We start from the raw sequence: 14,469 nt of genomic DNA on the forward strand, positions 1-14,469 counted from the left end.
CCGAAAGCCCCTCCAGCCCCCTATTTTAGGCCCGATACGCAACCTGGCCATGGTCAAGAAAGCATGACGAGCGCGTCGTCTTGTCTCGTTCTAAATTGGACGCGCGGACAAAAAGGGGGGCCGCTCGCGCGGCCCCCCTGGAAAGGCCTTAGCCCTTGGTAACGATAGCAGCCGGGATCGGGGCCGGCGGAGGAGCCTTGCCCTTGCCCTTGCCGATGCAAGCACCGGCGCTGAGAACGATGCCGGCAACCGCGGCGATCGCGAAAGCCTTCTTCATGAAGAACCCCCTTCTTGGTGAACTAGACGACACCGGGTGTTTGGTTGGTACGCATCACTGGTATCGCAGTGAATGCTATAGGCCTCACACGCCAGTACTCTAGTGCGAAAAAGACACAGTTGCGAGTGCGAAATGTCGAACGCGCCATCCCGGCGTCGAGTTCCCGGCAGGAGGGTAAATTCTGCCACATCCGATGCCGTCAAATTGCAACGAATTCGCCGCGAATGAAAGGCTTTTCGCCGGTTCCACCCCTTGCTCGGCGACCGGTCCCCGGCCGAATCCCCCTCGAGACGGTCAGTACAGCCAGGGAATCAGCCGCGCCGTGCGGGCCGCGTAGATGCGATACTCGTCCCCGAACGCCTCGAGCATCATGCGCTCCTCGCGTCCGATCCTGAACAGATAGAGGGTGCCGAACCCGACAAGCCCCGAGAGGCCCGCCACCCAGTTCGGGAGCAGCAGCGCCTGGGCGACCGCCCACAGCCAGAAGGCCGTGTACATCGGATGGCGCACGCGGGCGTAGACGCCCTCCTGGATCAGCCGGTGGTTTTCGCGGACCTCCAGGGAAACCGACCAGTTCCGGCCCAGCGCCTTGTGGGTGAGCCTGAACATCAGGAGCGCGACCAGCGCCACCGCGATACCGAGCCACGCGAGAACCGGCACGAAGGCGCGTTCCGCCATCCGCGGCATGCCGGTCGCGACATAGAGGAAGGGGATGATCCCGAGGCCCGACAGCGAGATCAGGAGCAGCACGACCTCGCGGAGATCGCGCGCATTGCGCGTGACGGGCGTCCGGCGCGAGCGCAGCTCGTGGGGCAGCCGGATCACGTACCAGGCGACGGGCATCGCGCAGAAGGCGATCTTGGCGGCGAGGGGGGTCATGGTTCGACGTCGAGTCCAGGAAGCGGCGCGAAAGGGACGACCCGTCCGGTCTCGATGGACCCGTCCGGTCGGATGCAGGCCTCGGCTCCGCCCTGCGCGCGGGCGAGCGTTCCGAGATGGCAGGGTCCGCAGGCGATCATGAAGTAGTCGTAGATCGAGCGCACGTCATTGGCGCTGACGAACTGGTTGTGGATGCGCAGGAAATTCGTGCGCACCCGGCGATAATAGTCCGGGTCGAGCACCTTGCGGATCGGGACCGTGCGGACGAGAGGGCCGCGCTCCCCGGCTCGCAGGTCCCGTACGGCATGGACCTTGTAGAAGTTCATGACGTCGGTCCGCGCCTGGTAGTCGATCCAGACGATTCCCGGTGCCGCGCCGACCAGGCCGACGGCGTGTCGGAGCCCGGAGGCGCGCCGATGCAGCGCGATCTTCGGAATGGAGGAGCCCACGGTCGCGAAGCCGATCTTGACGCGGCCCGTGCCCAGCGACGGCTTCAACGTCAGGGCCCTCGCCAGGATCTCGGCCCCGAGCACGGCCCCGAGGCTATGGCCGAGCACCACGATCTCGTCAGCGCTGCCCTCTTCCTCCGCGGCGATCAGATCGCGCGCCGCCGCCTCGATCTTGGCCCTCAGCCTCGGGTCGGGGCGTCGGATGATCTCGCGCGAGAAGATCCAGTCGTCGAGCAGATGGTTCAGGCGAAGGGCGGTCCGGCCCCAGACGATCAGTCCGGCAAAGACGAGGAGGCCGAGCGGGATGCTGGCCCAAGCCGGGGCGCCCGCCCGCGCGGCGGCGATGCCGATGGCGGCGGAGAGCGCTGCCAGCGCGACGATCAGGACCAGCGGATAGAGGAAGAACAGCGCGTATCGCCAGGCCAGCCGGATATAGCCGGCAAGGGCGCCCGACACCGAGAAATCGAGCAGCGCCAGCACCGCTTCCCAGAGGCGCCTCGCGAGGGGGCGCTCTCCGACGCCGTCCATCAGCTCGTCCCAGCGGAGCATCCTGACGTCGGTCTCGACCGTCCAGCCATTGCCCTGGGCGGCGACGGTCCAGGTGACGAGATCGCCGACCTGCGTGGGCGGGCCGGCCTCGGCCCGGATGGACCACGTTCGGGTGAAGCGTGCGAGCTCGCGCACGAAGCGTCCATAGGCCAGATCGACCGGCATCGGATCGTAGCCTCCGATGTGCCAGAACGATCGTCTCCTGACGGAGGCCCCCATGTCGCCCACCACACCCCGTTAACCACCGCGCGAAGCGCCGTTGCAAACGATCCGAAAGGGAATGTCCAGACGGGAACTCGTCGATGTCCTCGGCCGTTATCGCTGGTACGGTCAAGCTTGGCCGTGATATCCGCCGGTGGCGGCGCCCTCTTCCGTCAGAAGATGGGCATGCGCCGGGTCATATGCATCGGGCTGCGGGAAACTGCGGCGAAACGTCGATCCGCTAGCCTCGCGGACCTCAGGAGGGTGTCGTCGATGAGAACAATCGCGGTTGCGGCTCTGGCCCTGACGGCTCTGGCCTCGGCAGCGCAGGCCCGTGAGGTGGTGCGTTTCGATCCGTCCGTGGCGCCCGGGACGATCGTCGTCCGGAATGCGGAGCGGAAACTCTATTTCGTGACGGATTACGGCTCCGCCCTGCGCTACCCGGTGGCGGTCGGCCGGGCCGGCAAGCAATGGGCCGGCACGGCGACGGTGGCGGGCAAGTACGTCAAGCCCGCCTGGTCGCCCCCGGATGAGATCAAGCGCGACAATCCCCGGCTCCCGAACGTGATTCCCGGCGGTGCCAAGAACAATCCGATGGGCACCCGCGCGCTCGTTCTCGACCGCGGGCAATATGCCATTCACGGCACGAACAATCCCCGTTCCATCGGCACCTTCGCCTCCTACGGCTGCGTGCGGATGCACAATGCCGATATCCAGGACCTCTACGAACGCGTCCAGGTCGGCACGACCGTCGTCGTGACCCGCTGAGGTCTTCGCCGCCCCGGCCTGCGAGCCGGGGCCTTCAGCGTCGACGGGAATGCTCGACGCTGATGCAGCGTCGGGACACCACTTCCAGCCCAGCCGCTCGAGCCCGCGCCAGCGCGGGCTCGTTGTCGATTCCGAGCTGCGTCCAGATCGCCGGAGCCCGCGCCGCGATGGCCTGATCGACGACCTCGTCGATGGCCTCCGATCTGCGGAAGACGTTCACGAGATCGACGGGGCCGGCCTCTTTCAGGCTCGCCCGGACCGGCTCGCCGTGGAGAACCGTACCGGCATGGCCGGGATTGACGGGAATCACCCGATATCCGGCGCTCTGCAGATATCTCATGATCCCGAAGGACGGCCGGGACGGGTCGGGGCTCGCCCCGACCATCGCGATCGTGCGGACGTCGCCGAGGAGGCGCCCGATCGCATCCCCGTCTTCGCCCGGAAGCCCGGCACCGCTCATCGGCTCGCCGTCGGTCCGGAGGGGGGAGGGGCCGCGGGCGGCGCCGCCGGCCCTGGATCAGGCGCGCGGTCCGGGTCCGTCGCGGGAATGCCGGGCGGCTCGGAGGCCGGCGCAGGCGGGACTTCGAGGGGCGCGTGTCCGGGCGGAACCGGAGCGGGGCCCGGCGGCGTCGCGGGCTGAGGCTGGGGATCGTAGGGTCCGCCGGGATTGACGCGGGGATCGCTCATCGGGTGCTCCTTCGAGACGAGGCTTGGGAGGTCAATCGGAGAAGCCGTGGCCGGTTCCCGCCATCGGCACCGCCGGCGTCGTCGACCTGTCGAGGAAAGCGGGGCGTGTCGCGGAGCATGCCGATCCGAGGCCACAGCAGAAGCAAGGATGGGCCAAGAGGACGATCACGGGGGCCGCGTTTCAGATTGACTTTCTCGATCACGGGGCGAGATTGAGAGCAGAAGAACGGCCCCAAGAGGCCGATCAAGGGAGGAGGCGCCGCGATGGGTCGCATGGCGGCTCGCAATCACGTGGATCGTGTGCTCTCGGTCGCGTCGAACCCGGCGGCAGCGGACCGGTCCGGGGTCGCGAATTCGTGGCGGCGCTGCCTGGTCGACCACAAGCTCGATCCGGCCCGGCTCGGACCTCCCCAGACGCTGACGCAGTCCGAGCTGAAGACGAGCGCCGCCGCGATGGACGAGCTGATCCGGATCGCGATGCCGGAGCTCGACATGCTCCACGGCGTGGTGCGCGAGGCCGGCTATTGCGTCAATCTGGCGGATACCGCCGCCACGATCATGGTCAGCCGGCTGCCGGACGGGGACGCCGCCACGACCCTGCGCGACTGGAAGATCTATACGGGATCGGTGTTCTCGGAGGCGGTCGAAGGGACCAACGGCCTCGGCACGGCACTGGCGGAGGAGCGGCCGACCACGGTTCAGCATCACGAGCATTTCCGCGAGCAATGGGCCATGTTCAGCTGCGCGGTCGCGCCCGTCTTCGACGAGGTCGGGCGGCTGGCGGGCGCGGTCAACATCACCTCGTGCCGGGCAGATCTCGACCGAGCCGCCCATCAAATGGCCCTCGCCATCACGGTGCAGGCCGCACGGCGCATCGAGCAGGCGATCTTCCGGACCCGCTTCCGGAACGGGTGGATCCTCGCCCTTGCCCGATCGGGAAGCGGAGACGGCGCGCTGGTCGCCTTCGACGAGGATCAGCGCCTCCTCGGAGCGACCCGCGCGGCCCGCCGGGCGCTCGACCTGTCGGATGAGGCGATCGCGAGCGGGCTTCTGCTCTCGCAGGCGCTCCGCCTCGATGGCGCCCGGCTGGACCTCTCCGCGGAGCAGACGAGGCTGCTCGGCCGCGGCGGGGTCGGCTTCGGTCATCTCGCGGCGCCGGTTCGACCTGCCTCGGGCCTCGCCGGACGGCGCGAGCGGCCGGGCGAGGCGCGGTGTGACGCCGATCTGCTCCGCCTCGCCGGCAGCGATCCCGCGCTGATGCGGAGCGTGAGCCGGCTCGCCCGGATCGCCGACGCGACGATTCCGGTGCTGCTCCAGGGCGAGACCGGAAGCGGAAAGGACGCTTTCGCCCGCGCGATCCATGCCTCTGCGGCGAGGGCGGGCCGCCCCTACGTCGCGCTCAACTGCGCGGCGATGCCCGAAAGCCTGATCGATGCCGAATTGTTCGGCTACGAGGGGGGCGCCTTCACGGGAGCGCGACGGAGCGGCAGCAAGGGCCTGATCGCTCAGGCCGATGGCGGCACGCTCTTCCTCGACGAGATCGGGGACATGCCGCCGGCGCTTCAGACCCGCCTGCTGCGCGTGCTGGAGAATCGCGAGGTGCGCCCGCTCGGCGCGCTGAGGCCCGTCCCGGTCGATGTCCGGCTGATCAGCGCGACCCATCGCGATCTCGGCGCCATGGTCGCGGATGGCGGCTTCCGGGCCGATCTCTATTATCGTCTGCGCGGATTGCAGATCGACTTGCCGCCGCTGCGCGAGCGCGGCGACAAGGCCGAGGTGATCGCCCGGGTGGCGGCGGAGGAAGCGCCCCTGGCCCGCCTGACGGCCGAGGCGCGGACTGCCCTGATGGCCTATCCCTTTCCCGGCAATATCCGCCAGCTCCGCCACGTGCTGCGGCTCGCGGGCTGCACGGCCGATGGCGGGCTGATCGCGCCGGGAGATCTCGACCTGCCGCCCTGCGCGGCCGAGGTGCCGGCCGCCGATTTCGAGACGGCCGAGCGCAACGTCATCGCCGATGCGCTGCAGCGGGCGGGCGGGCACGTGCTCGAGGCGGCGCGTTCGCTCAAGATCAGCCGGGCGACGCTGTACCGGAAGATGAAGGCCTTCGGCATCGAGCCCGCGCGGGCGCATTGACGCCCGCCGGAGCGACCGCCGCGGCCGGTCCGATCATGAGAAGCCGCTCCAGATCATGCGGCGGGCCTCGATATCCCCGAGGGAGACGACGGGGCGCACCGGATGCACGTCGTGGAAGGCGCCGCGCAGATAGATCAGCGGCCGCGCCTCGGGCCTGAATCCGACATCCCGGATATCGCCGATGAAGATCGAATGGGTCTTCGTCTCGACCGCCTCGCGCAGCTCGCAATCGAACGAGACGAGCGCGTCCTCCAGGATGGGCGCGCCGGTGACGCCCGCGGCCCAGCGGCCGAAGGCGAAGCGGGCATCGCCCTCGACCCCCTTCTGGCCGCTGAAGGTCAGGGCGAGGGCCATATGCTCGTGGGCGAGGAAGCTCACCCCGAAACAGCCCTCCTCGCGGATGCGGGGATGCGCGCTGGCATTGCGGTTCACGCAGACGAGCAGCGAGGGGGGATCGTCCGAGAGCGAGCAGACCGCCGTCACGGTCAGGCCCGTGCGGGCGCGTCCCTCCCGGCCGACCGTGACCAGGGCCACCGCGCCGGCGCAATGCCGCATGGCCTGTTTGAAGCGCTGTCCGTCCATGGGTCCGCTCAAGTCGCCGTTGCGTCCATCTGCCTGCCGGATCAACCCCTCTCCCCTGTCGCGGGGAGAGGGGAGCATCCGCCTAGGCTGCCTTGCCGATCTGCACGTCGAGGTGCTTGAGGCGAGGCAGCACCTCCTGCTTCAGCAGGCGCAGCGAATTGCGCCAGGCTTCCGGGTTGTGGGAATAGTCGAAGCCGAACACGAGCAGCGTGCCGAAGCCGCCGACCTCGTGGTAGATCTTCTCGATCTTCTCGGCCACGGTGCTCGGCGAGCCGATGATCCAGTTGTGCTTGGCGCAATACTCGACCGTCACGTCGCTGTCCGGCACGTCCGGCTCGTGCTTGAGATAGTCCTTGAAGCCGAAATGGCCGAGGAGCTGGAGGAAGTACTCACCCATCATGCGACCCATCATGTCGCCGACGGAGAGCCTCCAGGCCTCCTCGTCCGTATCGGCGACGAAGACCTCGCGCACCATGCGCCAATCCTTCCGGTTCGGCGTCCGCCCGGTCCTCGCCGCGCCGGCCATCACCGAATCCCAGTGGCTCGAGACATAGGCCGGGTTGAGGTTGAGGCTCATCGGAATGAAGCCGCGCTCGCCCGCGAGCTTGAGCGTGTCGGAGCCCTTGCTGAGGCCGGCGACGGCGATCGGCGGATGCGGGGCCTGGACCGGCTTGATGTGGGGCTTCAGGAAGTCGAACATCACCTCCGGCTTCGTCACCGTCCAGTACTTGCCGGTATGGGTCCAGGGCGCGTCCTCGGTCCACAGCTTGAGGATGATCTCGAGGGCCTCGCGGGTCATGTCGCGGTTCTGGCCGGACATGCCGTCGACGTTGAACATCGCCCAGTCGCTCGGCAGGCCGCTCGCCGCGACGCCGAAATTGAGCCGGCCCTCGGACAGGTGATCGAGCATCGCCACCCGGTTCGCGAGTTCCGCCGGGTGGTGATAGGGCAGCAGGAATCCTCCCGGTCCGAGACGGATGGTCTTGGTCTCGCGGAACGCCTGGGCGAGCAGCAGGTCGGGCGCCGGATGGGGCTCCCAGGGAGCGGTATGGTGCTCGCCGACCCAGGCTTCCTGGTAGCCGAGCTCGTCGGCCCAGCGCAGCACCTGCAGGTCCCAGTCGTGGCCGTCCTTCAGGCCCCGCTCCGGCGGGTGAGAGGGCATGGTGAAATAGCCGATCTCCATGGAGTTTCCTTCCGTTTCTTGCCGTGGGCGCGCGTTGCAGGCGCCGGGCATAGAACGGCAAGTCCTATGCCAGCATTCGGAAGGTCGAGATGGCTTCGAAAGCCGCCGAGATCACGGCGTGACGGCTGCCTTCGTGATGAGAGAAGAGTCTGATCTGTCTTCGTCTTGTCTCACGTCTGAGACTTGCCGTCTCGCTCTTGAGACAACTCGGGGCCCTGGGCTGCGAACGGCATGGGCCGCTATCGCGCCAAGATGCTCGGCCCCGAGGGAGGCGGCCGCGAACCGGCGGGCGCGACCGCGCCCTTACACCCAGCCTTTCAGCTCCCGCTCCACGACGTTGCGGATGACGTCCATCCCGCGGGGGCTGTCGTTGAGGCAAGGCAGATAGGCGAAGCGTTCGCCGCCGTTGCCCTCGAAATAGTGGCGGTTCTCGCCGTCGAGTTCCTCCAGCGTCTCGAGGCAATCGGCGGTGAAGCCGGGCGCCACGATGGCCATGCGCTTGACGCCGCTCTTGGCGAGGGCCGTCACGGTCTCGTCGGTATAGGGCCGGAGCCATTCGGCGTTGCCGAAGCGCGATTGGAAACTCAGGCGGAAGCGCTCGGCCGGCCAGCCGAAGCGGTCGCGCAACAGGCGGAAGGTCTTCACGCACTGGCAGTAATAGGGATCGCCCTTGTCGAGATATTCCTTCGGCACGCCGTGGAAGGAGACGAGAACGACCTCCGGCTCGAAATCGAGCTTCGCGAGGCTCTCGCGCATGCTCGCCTCGATCGCCTCGATATAGACCGGGTCGTCGTGCCAGGGCGGCGCGATGCGGATCGAGGGCTGCCAGCGCATCCGGGCGAGCGCGGCGAAGACCTGATCGCAGGCCGTGGCAACCGTCGCCGCCGCATATTGCGGATAGAGCGGGACCGCGAGGATGCGGTCGCAGCCCTGGTCGAGCAGCGCCTGGATGCGGTCGGCCGTGCGTGGCAGGCCGTAGCGCATCGACCAGTCGACGACGACGCGATCGCCGAGATGCGCGAAGTCGCGCGCGAGCGATTCGGCCTGGTTGCGGGTAATGGTCTTGAGCGGGCCCTCGTTCTGCTCCGTGTTCCAGATGGAGGCGTAGTCGCGCCCCTTCGGGCCGGGCCGCTTCGTCAGGATGATGAGGTTCAGGATCGGCCACCAGATCAGACGCGACGTCTCGATCACGCGCCGGTCGGAGAGGAACTCCTTCAGATAGCGCCGCATCGACCAGTAATCGGTCGCCTCGGGCGTTCCGAGATTCATGAGGAGGACGCCGATCCGGCCCGATCGTGCGTTCGGATGTCCGGCGGGTCGGGTGCCGACCGCCTGGCCGTCGAGGGCATTGGCGGGGAGGGGCACAGGCGGGCGCTCGGCGGGAAGCGGGTCGGTCATTCTGCTCCCTTAGGGGATTTCCAATCTGCTGCCGAGGCTTGCGCGGCGGGCCGCTTCGTCGCAATCGGGCCGCGCCATCTCCCGCCGGCGCGCCGGCCCCCGTGGAAGCGACGCATCGATGTCAGTCCCCGGCAGAACCGGCCCGGTCGGTGCCGCTCTCGCGACCCTTCGCGCCGATCCGCGCGCGGGCGGCTGGTGCGGGCTGCCCTTCTTCGCGAGCGGCGGCGCGGATCGGATCGCGGCCGAGCTCGATCGAGCGGTGGCGGACGGGGCCGAACTCGCCCCCGATCCGGCGAATGTCTTCCAGGCGCTGGCCCTGACGCCGCTCGATGAGGTCAAGGCGGTGATCCTCGGCCAGGATCCCTATCCGCGGCGGGGCGATGCCCACGGTCTCGCCTTCTCCTATCGCGGCGCGCGCGCGCTGCCGCCCTCGCTCAGGGTGATCCTGCGCGAACTCGCCGAGGATACCGGCTGCGCCGTGCCGACGAGCGGAGATCTGACGGCCTGGGCGGGGCAGGGCGTCCTTCTCCTCAATGCGGCCCTGACGACGCTCGTCGGGACGAGCGGCGCACATATGAGGCTCGGCTGGGACGCGCTGACCGACGAGGCCATCGCCGCGATCTCCGAGCGGAGGCCGGCCGTGGCCTTCCTCCTGTGGGGCGGGCCGGCCCGCGGCCGCGCCGCCCTGGTCGACCGCTCCAGACATCTCGTCGTCGAGAGCGGCCATCCCTCGCCCCTGAACCGGGCTCGGGATTTCCCGGGCACGCGCCCCTTCAGCCGCGCCAATGCCTGGCTCGAAAGCCGGGGTATCGCGCCGATCGACTGGCGGCTGGACGGGACACTGCTCTGATCCCGTCCCGGCGCGCCGGTCAGATCACGCCCTGCGCGTCCATCGCCTCGGCCACGCGCACGAAGCCGGCGATATTGGCGCCCAGCACGTAATCGCCCGGCGCGCCGTATTCCTCGGCCGTCTCGGCGCAGGTGTCGTGGATGTTGCGCATGATCGTCGCGAGCCGGGTTTCGGTCTGCTCGAAGGTCCAGCTATCGCGCGAGGCGTTCTGCTGCATCTCGAGAGCCGAGGTCGCGACGCCGCCGGCATTGGCGGCCTTGCCCGGCGCGAACAGGACGCCGGCCTCCTGGAAGAGCCGCACGGCTTCCGGTGTCGAGGGCATGTTGGCGCCCTCGCCGACGGCGACGACGCCGTTCTTCACCAGCTTTGCGGCGTCCTTGCCCGTCAGTTCGTTCTGCGTCGCCGACGGCATGGCGATCGCGCAGGGCACGTCCCAGATCGAGCCGCCCTCGACATACCGGCAGCCATTGCCCTTCCGCTTCGCATAATCCGAGATGCGACCGCGGCGAACTTCCTTGATCTCCTTGATGAGCTCGAGGTCGATGCCGCCTTCGTCGACGACATAGCCGTTGGAATCCGAGGTCGCGATCACGGTGCCGCCGAATTCGATGACCTTCTCCATCGTGTAGACCGCGACGTTGCCCGAACCCGAGACGACGACGCGCCTGCCGTCGAAGGCATGGCCCTTCGTCGCCAGCATCCGCTCCACGAAATAGGTGGCGCCGTATCCCGTCGCCTCCTTCCGGGCCCGCGAGCCGCCATGGAACAGCGCCTTGCCGGTCAGGATGCCGGCCTCGTAGCGGTTCGTCAGGCGCTTGTACTGGCCGAACATGTAGCCGATCTCCCGGCTGCCGACGCCGATATCGCCCGCCGGAACGTCGGTATATTCTCCGAGATGCCGGTGGAGCTCCGTCATGAAGGACTGGCAGAAGCGCATGATCTCGCGATCGGAACGGCCGCGCGGATTGAAGTCGGAGCCGCCCTTGCCGCCGCCGATCGGCATGCCGGTGAGCGCGTTCTTGAACGTCTGCTCGAAGCCGAGGAACTTGATGATGCCGATATTGACGGAGGGGTGGAAGCGCAGGCCGCCCTTGTAGGGGCCGAGCGCCGAGTTGAACTGGACGCGGAAGCCGCGATTGATCTGAACCTCGCCGCTATCGTCGATCCACGGCACGCGGAAGATGATCTGCCGCTCCGGCTCGCAGATGCGCTCGATCAGCGAATTGTCGGCATAGCTCGGTCGTTTGGCGATGACACGGCCGAGGCTTTCCAGAACCTCGCGAACCGCCTGATGGAACTCGACCTCGCCTGCATTGCGCTGGAGCACCTGATTCAGAATCGGCTCGAGCTTCTCATCCACACTGCCCAATTTGGTTAACCCTCCTGCACGACGGACGCGGTCGGCGCCGGCAGGCGGGGTAGCCTATTTTTTGGCCGTATTGAACAAGGATTAGACAATCGCGCGTGCTCGCCGTCGGTTTTCCTCCATCGAAAGCCGAGCGGCGTTCCGAGAGTCTCGGGGATCGGCGTGAGGTGGGCGCCGCCGACGCTTGGCGACGCCCCATCCGATCGTCATTTCACGAGCGGGCAGCCGCCGTCCTTCAGAGGCCGGAACGCCTCCTCGGCCGGGATCGTCGCGACGACGTTGAAATAGTCCCAGGGCTTCTTCGATTCCTCGGGCTTCTTCACCTGCAGCAGCAGCATGCGGTGGACGGCGCGCCCGTCGATGCGCAGGGTCGTCGGACCGAAGAGCGGATCGTCGAAGGTCCCGGCATCGCGCATCGCCGCGAGGACCGCGCGCCCGTCCTTGGCCGAGCCGGCTTTCTGCACCGCCGTCAGATAGGCGAGGGTGGACGAATAGGCGCCGGCCTGCGTCATGGACGGGTAACGGCCACCGTGGCGCGCGGCGAAGCGGTTGCCGAAATCGCGCGTCTTCTCGTCGAGGTCCCAATAGAAGGCCGTCGTCAGGTTCAGGCCCTGCGCCACCTTCAGGCCGAGCGAGTGGATGTCGGTGATGAAGAGCAGCATGCCGGCGAGCTTCTGCTTGCCGTCGAGGCCGATGCCGAACTCGGCCGCCTGCTTGATGGTGTTGATGGTGTCGGCCCCGGCATTGGTGAGGCCGATGATCTGCGCACCCGATCCCTGTGCCTGAAGGAGGTAGGAGGCGAAGTCCTTGTTCTCGAAGGGATGGCGGACGGCGCCGAGCACCTTGCCGCCATTTTCCACCACGACCGCCCCGGCGTCGCGCTCCAGCGCATGGCCGAAGGCGTAGTCGGCGGTCACGAAGAACCAGGTCTTGCCGCCGGCTTTCGTCACCGCCGCGGCCGTGCCGCGCGAGACGGCCCAGGTGTCGTAGGTCCAATGCACGGCATTGGGGCTGCAGGACTTGCCTGTGATGTCCGAGGTCGCCGCCGCGGTGACGAGGGCGACCTTGTTCTTCTCCTGAATGACCGGGATGGTCGCGAGCGCGACGGCGCTCGTCGGCAGATCGAGGATGGCGTCGACGCCCTCGTTGTCGATCCAGCGGCGGGCGATGCCGGCCGCGATGTCGGTCTTGTTCTGGGAATCGGCGTGGACGAGGTCGATCTTGAGCTTGTCGGCGCCGGGGCGCTTGCGGAAATCCTCGATGGCGAGCTTCGTCGCCTCGACGACGCCCATGCCGCCGATATCGGAATAGGCCCCGCCCATATCGGCGAGGATGCCGAGCTTGACCGGAATCTGCTGGGCTGTGGCGGCGGACACGGTCCAGAGAACCGAGGCCGCGCTCAGGGCGAGCACGACGGCGCGTGTACGGATCGTCAAGGATCGACCTCCCTCATGGCTTCGTATCTGAAGCCCGGCTTCTTCCGGCCGGACACGAGAGGCTAGCGAGGCGCGCGAAGGGAGGCAAACGGTTGCGCAGGAGACTTAGGTCTATCTCGGGCGGGCGCCGCCGGCCGTCTCTCGACGGCGTTCAAGGGGAGGCGGACAGGATGCCCGATATGGTGAGAGGCCGGCCGACCTGTCGGCGGAGCTTCAGCATCGCCGCCTTCTTGAAGCGCGGGTCGCCGGACACCTCCTGTCCGACCCAGTCCGGCTTCGAAAAGGGCTGATCCTCCCGCTGCAGTTCCACCTCGGCGAGGACGATGCCCGACAGGCTGCCCTGGTAGACATCGACCTCCCACTTCAAGCCATCGTGAAACACGTTATGGCGGATCTTCTCCACCTGCTCGCCCTGGCAGACGCTGCGAAGCATCTCGTCCGCGTCGTCGCTCGGGATCTCGTACTCGAACTCCAGCCGGCCGAGCCCCTTGCGCGGCCCTTTCACCGTGAGCCATGCGCGCTCCCCGTCCAGGCGCACACGAACCTTGCTGGTATGGTAGGGGCCGACGAGCCCGTCCCTCAGCAGCCGGCCACCGACTGCCGCCGCGCGCCAGCCGTCGTGGGCGACCAGGAACTTCCGCTCGATCTCGAACAGCATCGTCTCGGCTATAGCGTCGTCTCTCGTCGCGGCCCAGGGCGAATGCGGCCTCGGCCGCAAAGCGGCTCGCCGTGACGGCTCTCAGGACCGGAGGGCGAGGGTGCTTGCCGATCGTCGAGGCAGCGTCCCATCCGCGATGAACGCCTCGACCTCTGACCGCTTCGGGCTCGTCGCCACCGCGCCTTGTCCGAGAGTCTTGAGGGCGGCGGCAGCATTGCCGTACGCGGCCGCCTCAAAGGGATCGCCATGGCGGAGCCACTCGGCGAGGAAGGCACCGCCGAAGCAATCGCCGGCGCCCGTGGCATCGACCGCGTCGACCCGTCGCGGCGGGATGCCGCGGCGCTCCTGCGGCGTCGCGACGAAGACGCCGTCCCGGCCGAGCGTCATCACGACGAGCCGGCAGCCGAGGCCGAGGTAGAAATCGGCGATCTCGTCGGGTGTCTGAAGGCCGGTGAGCTCGCGCGCATCGTCGAGGCTCGGCCGGGCGATGTCGGCCCCGGCCATGGCGGCGTTGATGACGGCGCGGGCTCGGTCGAGCGGCCAGAGGGCCGGCCGATAGTTCGTATCGTAGCTGACGAGGGTATCGTGGGCCCGCGCATGGGCGATGGCCGCGAAGACGGCATCGGCCGCGCTCGAGGAGATGCCCTGGCTGATCCCCGAGACATGGATCAGCCGAGCCCGGCCGATCGCATCGAGCGGCAGGTCTTCGGGCGTGACGCGGCTCGCGGCGGACCCGTCCCGCAGATAGCTGAACGCGTGGCCGTCCTCGCCGTAGCTGATGACGTAGAGGCCGGTCTTCGTCCCCTTCGGCGAGCGGACCGTCGAGCGGTCGATCCCCTCGCGGTCCCAGAGATCGCGGAAGGCGTGTCCGAACCGATCGTCGCCCAGATGGCTGAAGATCCCGACCCGCGCTCCCGTCCGGGCGGCGGAGATGGCGAGGTTCGAAATGTCCCCGCCGAAGCCCGGTCGGTAGACCCGCTCGCCGCCGATCTCGGCTTCCGCCAGTTCGTAGAGGGGCTCGCCGATGGCGAGGATGTCGAGAGCACTCATCGG

General features: G+C 68.1%; 14 protein-coding genes. 3 read left to right on the plus strand and 11 right to left on the minus strand.

Annotated features, from left to right (window positions below):
• Nucleotides 1-148: 148 nt before the first annotated feature.
• The 3 genes from EV668_RS14825 to EV668_RS14835 form a co-directional block, all read right to left on the minus strand.
• Nucleotides 149-277 carry an ABC transporter gene (locus EV668_RS14825; RefSeq protein ID WP_133771308.1) on the minus strand — a complete coding sequence of 43 codons (129 nt, stop codon included), beginning with the start codon at nt 275-277 and terminating at the stop codon, nt 149-151.
• A gap of 294 nt (nt 278-571) precedes the next feature.
• Nucleotides 572-1,156, minus strand: coding sequence for a protein-S-isoprenylcysteine O-methyltransferase (locus EV668_RS14830; RefSeq protein WP_133771310.1), 585 nt, complete (start codon nt 1,154-1,156; stop codon nt 572-574).
• The gene (locus EV668_RS14835; RefSeq protein WP_133771312.1) at nt 1,153-2,319 is read right to left on the minus strand and encodes a hypothetical protein; all 1,167 of its coding nucleotides are present in this window, start codon (nt 2,317-2,319) and stop codon (nt 1,153-1,155) included. Before EV668_RS14835 ends, EV668_RS14830 begins: the two co-directional genes overlap by 4 nt.
• Nucleotides 2,320-2,628: 309 nt before the next feature.
• On the opposite strand from EV668_RS14835, the gene EV668_RS14840 reads away from it, so the two are divergent.
• On the plus strand, nt 2,629-3,123 hold the full coding sequence (locus tag EV668_RS14840; RefSeq protein WP_133771314.1) for a L,D-transpeptidase: 495 nt from the start codon (nt 2,629-2,631) through the stop codon (nt 3,121-3,123).
• A gap of 34 nt (nt 3,124-3,157) precedes the next feature.
• Here EV668_RS14840 and EV668_RS14845 read toward each other — a convergent pair whose 3' ends face one another.
• The gene (locus tag EV668_RS14845; RefSeq protein WP_133771316.1) at nt 3,158-3,583 is read right to left on the minus strand and encodes a CoA-binding protein; all 426 of its coding nucleotides are present in this window, start codon (nt 3,581-3,583) and stop codon (nt 3,158-3,160) included.
• Nucleotides 3,584-4,074: 491 nt separating this feature from the next.
• On the opposite strand from EV668_RS14845, the gene EV668_RS14855 reads away from it, so the two are divergent.
• Complete coding sequence (locus EV668_RS14855) at nt 4,075-5,943, plus strand: sigma-54-dependent Fis family transcriptional regulator (protein WP_133771320.1); 1,869 nt, start codon at nt 4,075-4,077, stop codon at nt 5,941-5,943.
• 33 nt (nt 5,944-5,976) lie between these two features.
• Here EV668_RS14855 and EV668_RS14860 read toward each other — a convergent pair whose 3' ends face one another.
• The 3 genes from EV668_RS14860 to hemH all read right to left on the minus strand — a co-directional run bounded on the left by EV668_RS14860 (nt 5,977) and on the right by hemH (nt 9,106).
• Nucleotides 5,977-6,525: a flavin reductase family protein gene (locus EV668_RS14860; protein WP_133772073.1), complete on the minus strand. Its 549-nt coding sequence runs from the start codon at nt 6,523-6,525 to the stop codon at nt 5,977-5,979.
• Between the two features lie 82 nt (nt 6,526-6,607).
• Nucleotides 6,608-7,708: an LLM class flavin-dependent oxidoreductase gene (locus EV668_RS14865; RefSeq protein ID WP_133771322.1), complete on the minus strand. Its 1,101-nt coding sequence runs from the start codon at nt 7,706-7,708 to the stop codon at nt 6,608-6,610.
• Between the two features lie 303 nt (nt 7,709-8,011).
• Complete coding sequence (hemH, locus tag EV668_RS14870; protein WP_133771324.1) at nt 8,012-9,106, minus strand: ferrochelatase; 1,095 nt, start codon at nt 9,104-9,106, stop codon at nt 8,012-8,014.
• Nucleotides 9,107-9,224: 118 nt separating this feature from the next.
• Here hemH and EV668_RS14875 point away from each other — a divergent pair, with 118 nt between their 5' ends.
• Nucleotides 9,225-9,956: a uracil-DNA glycosylase gene (locus EV668_RS14875; RefSeq protein ID WP_133771326.1), complete on the plus strand. Its 732-nt coding sequence runs from the start codon at nt 9,225-9,227 to the stop codon at nt 9,954-9,956.
• A 19-nt stretch (nt 9,957-9,975) separates the two neighbouring features.
• Here EV668_RS14875 and gdhA read toward each other — a convergent pair whose 3' ends face one another.
• From gdhA to EV668_RS14895, 4 genes are all read right to left on the minus strand, one after another.
• Nucleotides 9,976-11,325: an NADP-specific glutamate dehydrogenase gene (gene gdhA / locus EV668_RS14880; RefSeq protein WP_133771328.1), complete on the minus strand. Its 1,350-nt coding sequence runs from the start codon at nt 11,323-11,325 to the stop codon at nt 9,976-9,978.
• Between the two features lie 203 nt (nt 11,326-11,528).
• On the minus strand, nt 11,529-12,758 hold the full coding sequence (locus EV668_RS14885) for an ABC transporter substrate-binding protein (RefSeq protein ID WP_342636836.1): 1,230 nt from the start codon (nt 12,756-12,758) through the stop codon (nt 11,529-11,531).
• Between the two features lie 151 nt (nt 12,759-12,909).
• Nucleotides 12,910-13,416, minus strand: a complete 507-nt coding sequence (locus tag EV668_RS14890; RefSeq protein WP_133771330.1) for a CYTH domain-containing protein — start codon at nt 13,414-13,416, stop codon at nt 12,910-12,912.
• Between the two features lie 81 nt (nt 13,417-13,497).
• Entirely contained in the window at nt 13,498-14,466 is a 969-nt protein-coding gene (locus EV668_RS14895) for a sugar kinase (RefSeq protein ID WP_133771332.1), read from the minus strand.
• Nucleotides 14,467-14,469 lie beyond the last annotated feature (3 nt).

The organism is Enterovirga rhinocerotis, assembly GCF_004363955.1.
Taxonomy (GTDB): domain Bacteria; phylum Pseudomonadota; class Alphaproteobacteria; order Rhizobiales; family Beijerinckiaceae; genus Enterovirga; species Enterovirga rhinocerotis.